Source organism: Pseudanabaena sp. 'Roaring Creek', from assembly GCF_001402795.1.
GTDB lineage: Bacteria > Cyanobacteriota > Cyanobacteriia > Pseudanabaenales > Pseudanabaenaceae > Pseudanabaena.
Map to the genome: position 1 here is coordinate 1 of NZ_LIRE01000759.1, position 7,076 is coordinate 7,076.

The 7,076-nt window shown below is 44.7% G+C and carries 7 protein-coding genes; 5 read left to right on the forward strand and 2 right to left on the reverse strand.

Annotated elements, in window-relative coordinates:
* Window positions 1–526: 526 nt before the first annotated feature.
* A complete protein-coding gene (locus AC805_RS23410; protein WP_055077639.1) occupies window positions 527–1,048 on the forward strand; it encodes a hypothetical protein in 522 nt (173 codons plus the stop codon).
* Window positions 1,049–1,166: 118 nt separating this feature from the next.
* Window positions 1,167–2,018, forward strand: coding sequence for a metal ABC transporter permease (locus tag AC805_RS23415; RefSeq protein WP_055077640.1), 852 nt, complete (start codon window positions 1,167–1,169; stop codon window positions 2,016–2,018).
* A gap of 46 nt (window positions 2,019–2,064) precedes the next feature.
* On the opposite strand, the gene AC805_RS23420 is transcribed toward AC805_RS23415, so the two are convergent.
* A complete protein-coding gene (locus tag AC805_RS23420; RefSeq protein WP_055077641.1) occupies window positions 2,065–2,346 on the reverse strand; it encodes a hypothetical protein in 282 nt (93 codons plus the stop codon).
* A 337-nt stretch (window positions 2,347–2,683) separates the two neighbouring features.
* Between AC805_RS23420 and AC805_RS23425 the strand changes: the two genes are divergently transcribed.
* Window positions 2,684–3,967, forward strand: a complete 1,284-nt coding sequence (locus AC805_RS23425; protein ID WP_055077642.1) for an MSMEG_0569 family flavin-dependent oxidoreductase — start codon at window positions 2,684–2,686, stop codon at window positions 3,965–3,967.
* A 215-nt stretch (window positions 3,968–4,182) separates the two neighbouring features.
* Here the strand turns inward: AC805_RS23425 and AC805_RS23430 are convergent, their stop codons facing one another.
* Complete coding sequence (locus tag AC805_RS23430; RefSeq protein WP_055077644.1) at window positions 4,183–5,253, reverse strand: LOG family protein; 1,071 nt, start codon at window positions 5,251–5,253, stop codon at window positions 4,183–4,185.
* A gap of 155 nt (window positions 5,254–5,408) precedes the next feature.
* Here AC805_RS23430 and AC805_RS23435 point away from each other — a divergent pair, with 155 nt between their 5' ends.
* Both AC805_RS23435 and dnaJ read left to right on the forward strand, forming a co-directional pair.
* A complete protein-coding gene (locus AC805_RS23435) occupies window positions 5,409–5,708 on the forward strand; it encodes a 2Fe-2S iron-sulfur cluster-binding protein (protein WP_055077643.1) in 300 nt (99 codons plus the stop codon).
* Window positions 5,709–5,881: 173 nt separating this feature from the next.
* On the forward strand, window positions 5,882–7,009 hold the full coding sequence (gene dnaJ / locus AC805_RS23440; RefSeq protein ID WP_009628822.1) for a molecular chaperone DnaJ: 1,128 nt from the start codon (window positions 5,882–5,884) through the stop codon (window positions 7,007–7,009).
* Window positions 7,010–7,076 lie beyond the last annotated feature (67 nt).

Consider the following 7,076-nt stretch of genomic DNA (forward strand, 5'->3'; position numbering starts at 1 on the left):
TATAGCTACCGCCAACTGTATCAGGACATAAAACCCAAAATCATGTTGTCGCGCGGAGCGCGACAACATGATTTTGGGTTTTAATTTTGTCCTAATAAGACTGGCGGTAGCTATAACGTGAGTTCGGGATAATTTGAAACGGGCTTTAAGAAAGGGTTTGAATAGCAAATCCTTTCTTAAAGCCTAAAAGTGAAAGCCTTGCTTAGCAAGGCTTTCACTTTTAGACTTTTAAAACTTATCAGCTTAACCCGAACTGACGTTAAAAAGGAAAGGATTTATAGCTACAGTCATTTAAATTAGGACAAATCAAAACCCAAGAATTAATTGGCGGCGCTTCGCGCCGCCAATTAATTCTTGGGTTTTATGTCCTAGTACACTTGGCGACAGCTAAATAGGTAAGGATGGGCGGCGCGAAGCGCCGCCCATCCTTACCTATTTAGCGCTAGCTAATTTGCGATCTCGGAGGTTATTGTATTGCTTCTGAACTCATGTAGGATTGCTGTAGCCCTAAAAATAGTTAACGAGCGTGCAATCTTCTCCTCTTATTACCACCGCATCCGAACATCTATCAATAACCGATCGCATCGAATCCTTTAAAGCTGGTTTTCTGGGAGCGATCGCGAGCATTTTCGCATTTTTTGCGATCGCCATTCTCCACCATTTGCTTGCGCAAACCTTGCAACCAGTCTTGACCAACTCCCCAATACACCTAATTGACAGCTTTGCGTTGGCTCGTCCCTTATTATTAGCAATCAAGTTAAGTATGATGGGCTTTGCGGGTTTTTTATTTGCAGTCACCTATCGCTACATTGTGCGGCACGATCGCAACTCCCATCTCAAGTCAGGAGCAATTTTAGCCTTTGCCTGCATTCGGAGTTTTGCCACCATTGAGCGCGAATTGTCATGGCTGATGCCATTACCCCTAATGCAAATTACTTTAGCGATCGCGATTTTATTGTTGGAAAATATTGTATGGTTCGCGATCGTGCAAAATATTCTCGAAACTGCCATTCAGCACAAATGGATCGCTGCTTTTGGTTCTAAATAGCTAAGAATTAAACTTAAACCCCACAAGAGCGTACTGCCTGCTACGCTCACTAGTTTCGATTTTCAACTATGCTGAACTCCTTGCCCATACAAATCCCCCTCGCCTTATCGATCTATTTATGCAAATTGCCCAAATCCCAGTCTGGCAGTGGCTCTCCGAACCATTAGCACTAGAATTCATGAGAAACGCCTTAATTGCAGGTGGTTTAGCAGGAATTATCTGTCCTGCGATCGGTTGCTTTTTGATCGTGCAGCGCATGGCTTTGCTGGGGGATGTGATGACCCATACGGTCATGCCAGGGATGGCGATCGCCTTTTTCTGGCGGATCGATGTGGCGATCGGCGCATTTATGTCGGGCATCAGTAGCGCATTTTTAATTGCTTGGTTGCGATCGCAAACTCGCGTCAAGGTCGATGCGGCTATGGCGCTAACTTCTTCGAGTTTTTTCGCGATCGGTATTTTATTAATTTCTCTACTAAAAATTAAAATCGATCTGCATGGATTTCTCTTTGGCGATATTCTTAGCGTTTCCCAAACAGATACGATCAGGGCAGGGGTGATTGCCGCGATCGTCCTAACAGCGATCGCCATGTTTTATAAACAATTGCTGTTTTACACTTTCGATCGCACTGGGGCACAAGCTCTAGGGCTCCCTGTGAACCTCATTTATTTAGGATTGATGGCAGGAGTAACCCTGACGATCATTGCCAGTATGCAAACGATGGGTGTCGTGTTGGTGGTATCGCTCCTAGTCGGTCCCGCAATCACCGCCTATTTATTAGTCAAAGAGCTACATCAAATGATTTTTGTGGGCGCGAGCCTAGGGGTTATCGCCAGTGCGATCGGATTGTATGCCAGTTATTACTTAAATTTACCTTCAGGTCCAGCGATCGTCTTGGCAGTATTGATGTTATTTTTATTAGCTTTAGTTTTTAGCCCCACTCAAGGCTTGTTGACTGGCTCTAAATAAAAAAGCGGCGCTTTGCGCCGCTTTTTTACAGTGAGGAGATGTAGATTTAAGATTCTTCAGGAGCGGTTTCTTCGTTACTTGTCGCTTCTGCGGTAACTTCTTCCACGACTGGTTGGGGTTTGGTGGGCTTCGGACCTCTAACCAAAGCGAGATTTACGGGAGCTTTAGGCTCTTCGTCTCTAGAACCCCGTTTATCTCTCTTATCTCGACCGCCACTACGGGTAGAACGCTTTTTGTCGGAGTCATCAGACTGTCTAGCGCTAGGTGTAGTTTCTTCAGTTTCGGGTTTTAGCTGACGGTCTGCTTTTTTGATAGGACGTTCTACCATTGTTAATTCCTGATTACTCTGTATATAAGTATCCTAGCCTGTTTGGGGATGATTTCGCGATCGAAAATAGCGCGATCGAAAATAGCGCGACGCTTATTTACTTCTTGAAGACTACTCCCAGCTTGCCAAAAGATACAGATGTAAGAAGTGAATGATTATTTTGGGAGCTATTGATTTGGGTATAGGTTTAAAGAGCGATCGCTTCTCAACTACGCAGATATTTCTCACTCCTAACGTTATCGATAGACTTCCATATTCCGTAGTTAGGAATACAAAATCTCGCTTTGGCTAGCACTTAATCTCAATGCATTCTAAGCAAAGATGAAGAAATTAGCCAATGACAAATCATTATCCCGTTGTAATTGTTGGCGGTGGTCAAGCAGGTCTATCTATGAGCTATTGCTTAAAGGAAAAAGGCTTAGACCATATCATTTTTGAGAAAAACAAAATTGCAAATGCATGGCGATCGCAGCGTTGGGATTCCTTTTGCTTGGTAACTCCCAATTGGCAATGTCAGCTTCCTGGCTATCCTTATCAGGGCAATGACCCCGAAGGTTTTATCAAAAGAGATGAGATTGTACGATACATTGAAGGCTACGCAAGTTCCTTTAATCCACCCATTAAAGAAGGTGTGGAAGTCCTGAATTTGCGCCGCAGCGATCGCGGTATATTCACAGTAACTACTAGTATCGGTGAATATACCGCCGATCAAGTCGTAGTTGCGATCGGAGCCTATCACCAACCCAAGATTCCCAAGATCGCCGAACGCTTACCCGATGGCATTTTGCAGGTACATTCCTCAAGATACAAAAATCCCGAATCCCTTCCCGATGGCTCAGTATTAGTAATTGGCACTGGTCAATCAGGCTGCCAAATTGCCGAAGACTTGCACCTTGCAGGACGCAAAGTCCATCTATCCGTTGGCAGTGCGCCGCGATCGCCGCGTCGTTACCGAGGCAAAGATGCAGTGGAATGGCTAGATATGATGGGCTACTACGAATTGTCTATCGATCGGCATCCTCAAAAAGAGAAGGTACGCAACAAAGCTAACCATTACCTTACGGGGCGCGATGGCGGACGCGAGATCGATCTGCGCCGATTCGCCCTTGAGGGAATGGAACTGCATGGTCGCTTAAAAAGTATCTCTAGTAATAAATTAGAGTTCCTTAACGACCTCAAACAAAATCTTGATGGCGCAGATGCAGTCTATGAAAGCATCAAGAAAACCATTGATAATTTCATCGAAACCAATGAGATCGCTGCTCCCACCGAACCACCCTATTACCCCGTTTGGCAACCTGCTGGTGATGCCGATCCAATGCTCGATCTCGATATAGCAAATATTACAACCGTAATTTGGTGTACTGGCTTCCAATCAGATTTCAGTTGGCTCGAAATTCCCGTATTTGATGGCAAGGGCTACCCTGCCCACGATCGCGGCGTTACTGAAGTAAGAGGTCTCTACTTTTTAGGTCTGCCTTGGCTCTATACATGGGGTTCGGGTAGATTCTCAGGAATTGCTAGAGATGCGGCTTATCTCGCGGACTACATTATGGCAAGGAGCAAAGTCGCCCATACGAGCGATTGGACAGTGGTGAATGAATTTTTGCTCGGTTCGTGACTCAAACCCAAAAGATCAGCGCCAGCGCTGATCTTTTGGGTTTGAGCTAAGTAACTGAGCATAATTAAAACCCAACAACCTGTGGCGTACGCGCAGCGTACGCCACAGGTTGTTGGGTTTTATATTTATAGCTATAGTCAGTAATCTTAGGACAAAAATCAAACCCAATAGAGAGTTGCGGCGCTTCGCGCCGCAACTCTCTATTGGGTTTGATTTTAACGTTGTTCGGGATGGCAAACCATCGGATTACTGGGATCGCAGGTATCGTTAATTGCGGCGATCAACTGGTACAACCGCCCAAAATCATGTTGATTGAAATACATGATCAAGCGCGGTAGATCGGTGATATGCGGTTCATTGAATTCCATGGGTAAAGCTTGACTGCGCTCAATTTTCCCCTTGAGCAAAATATCGCCAAAGAGATCGTTAAGCCGATCTAAATGGGCATCCGTAATTTCTTGCCGCAAACGCACCACCAAGATATCGCCCACCCATCGACAGGAATGATAAACGCTATAAAATAACGCGATAAATTGGCAAGCCTCATCGACATCATTGGTGATTTTATAGAGACTGCAATCCTCTGTAGCAATTAACCCCCGCTCGATTAACTGGTCTTGCACAAAAATATGCCACTGATGCCAGTAATCACCACCCTCTTTGTCTAACAATACGATGGGGCGCGGCATTGTCCGTCCCGTTTGACAGAGGGTCAAGCATTCAAAAAATTCATCCTGTGTCCCAAAGCCTCCAGGAAAAATAGCGATCGCATCGCTTTCTTTGACAAAATATAACTTTCGCGTAAAGAAATAGCGAAATCTCACCAACCTTGCATCCTCCGAGACAAATCCATTACTCGATTGCTCGAAGGGCAAACTAATATTCAACCCAAAGGAATTATTACCCGCCCCCTCATTACCTGCTGCCATGATGCCACCCCCAGCCCCCGTAATTACCATAAATCCCTGTTTGGTAATTTTCTCAGCAAACTCAAAGGCCTGTTTGTATTCAGGTGCATCCTCACTGGTTCGTGCCGAACCAAAAATACTAACTTTACGGTTAAATCGATGCGGATAAAACATGGCGATCGCCCGATGCATATCCTGCAAAGAACCCGCCAAAATTTTCCAATCTAATCGTTCAGCATCAATCTGACTCAGTTCGACGATCGTCTGTAAAGCACTGTAAATTAACTGCCCATGCTCGACCGATTCGAGATTGTCTACCAACCGATGTAAATCGTGAGAAAGAGAGTCAATGTTTGAATGGGAGAGAATTGTAGCCATATAAATCAATTTTACAGCGCTTTGCGCTTCAATCCAATGCAAAGGAATTTTTTAAAGTGCTATAGGGTAATCCTTTTAAAAATTTCTCCAGATTTTAGTCATTCGATCGGATAATAAGTAAGTAATAAAAATTAACAAATAATTAATACTCAGCTATGGCAAACATTACGTTTGTGAATGAAGGCAAAGAAGCGATCGCGATGGATGGGGCAAACCTTCGGATCAAAGCTCTCGAAAACAACATTGATATCTATAAATTTGTTGCGAAGCTCACTAACTGTAACGGTTATGGACAATGTGCCACCTGTACTGTCGAGATTGTCGAAGGGTTGGAAAACCTATCGCCGAGGACAGAATTTGAAGAAAAGAAGCTAAAAAACAAACCCAAAAATTACCGTCTCGCTTGTCAAACCTTGGTAAACCAAGGAAATGTAAGTGTAAAAACTAAACCATAGTATTCCAAAAGCTAAAAGCCAAAAAGCTAAAAGCCAAAAGCTAAAAGCTAAAAGCCAAATCAAACCATGTGCGGTAAAACGTACTCTCTACGAATACCCATAAGCATCCAATCGGTGCTAGGTTAAATTAAAATAATTGTCCATGAATCCTTTAGGCGACAGAGAAACCCCCTATGGCGCGTGATTATTACGAAATCCTTGGAGTCGATCGCAGTACTGACAAAGAGGAAATCAAACGAGCATATCGACGTTTAGCTCGAAAATATCACCCCGATGTCAACAAAGAAGCGGGGGCAGATGAGCGATTTAAAGAAATTAACCGAGCTTATGAGGTTCTCTCAGAACCAGAAACTCGTGCGAGATATGATCGCTTTGGCGAAGCTGGTGTATCCAGCGGCGGTGGCTCACCTGATATGGGCGATATGGGCGGATTTGCCGATATCTTTGAAAGCTTCTTTAGTGGCTTTTCTAATACAGGTCAACAACAAGCCCGTCGTCGGAGCGGTCCCTCACGCGGAGAAGATCTACGCTTCGATCTCAAACTAGAATTCCGTGAAGCGGTTTTTGGTGGTGAGAAACAAATCAAGATATCTCACCTAGAAACCTGCGGTACTTGTAGCGGTTCTGGTGCAAAGGCAGGAACGAGACCGCGTACCTGTGGAACCTGTAGTGGCACTGGGCAAGTTCGTCGTGCTACCCGCACCCCCTTTGGTAGTTTTACCCAAGTTTCGACCTGTCCCACCTGTAACGGCACTGGACAAACGATCGAAGATAAGTGCGAAAGCTGCAATGGGCTCGGACTGAATCAGGTTACCAAAAAACTAAAAATTACGATTCCTGCGGGCGTGGACAGTGGTACGAGGCTAAGAGTGTCCAACGAAGGTGACGCTGGTCAACGTGGTGGTCCCGCAGGCGATCTTTACGTTTATCTGTTTGTGCAGACAGATAACGAGTTTGAGCGGGAAGGCATAAATGTTTTGTCGGAAATCAAGATTAGCTATTTGCAAGCGATTCTTGGTGACAAAATTGCGATTAACACGGTAGATGGCAAGAAACCGCTAACTATCCCCGCAGGTACTCAACCTGATACAGTCTTGACCTTAGAAGGATTGGGCGTACCCAAACTTGGTAATCCCGTTGCCCGAGGCGATCATTTAATTAGAATCAAGATCGATATTCCTACTAAAATTGGCAGCGAAGAGCGGGAAGTCCTTGAAAAACTTAAGGAAAAGCAGCTAGGCAATGCCTCTAAAGGTGGGATTGGCGATATTTTAGGCGGTATTTTTGGCAATCAGAAATAATCAATATAAAACCATAAAACCTGCGGCGCACACGCAGTGTGCGCCGCAGGTTTTATGGTTTTATATT

Excerpts from the sequence above, each read along its gene's own strand:
- AC805_RS23430 (WP_055077644.1), bottom strand. The coding sequence starts at position 5,253 with ATGGCTACAATTCTCTCCCATTCAAACATTGACTCTCTTTCTCACGAT.
- dnaJ (WP_009628822.1), top strand. The coding sequence starts at position 5,882 with ATGGCGCGTGATTATTACGAAATCCTTGGAGTCGATCGCAGTACTGAC.
- AC805_RS23435 (WP_055077643.1), top strand. The coding sequence starts at position 5,409 with ATGGCAAACATTACGTTTGTGAATGAAGGCAAAGAAGCGATCGCGATG.
- AC805_RS23420 (WP_055077641.1), bottom strand. The coding sequence starts at position 2,346 with ATGGTAGAACGTCCTATCAAAAAAGCAGACCGTCAGCTAAAACCCGAA.
- AC805_RS23425 (WP_055077642.1), top strand. The coding sequence starts at position 2,684 with ATGACAAATCATTATCCCGTTGTAATTGTTGGCGGTGGTCAAGCAGGT.
- AC805_RS23415 (WP_055077640.1), top strand. The coding sequence starts at position 1,167 with ATGCAAATTGCCCAAATCCCAGTCTGGCAGTGGCTCTCCGAACCATTA.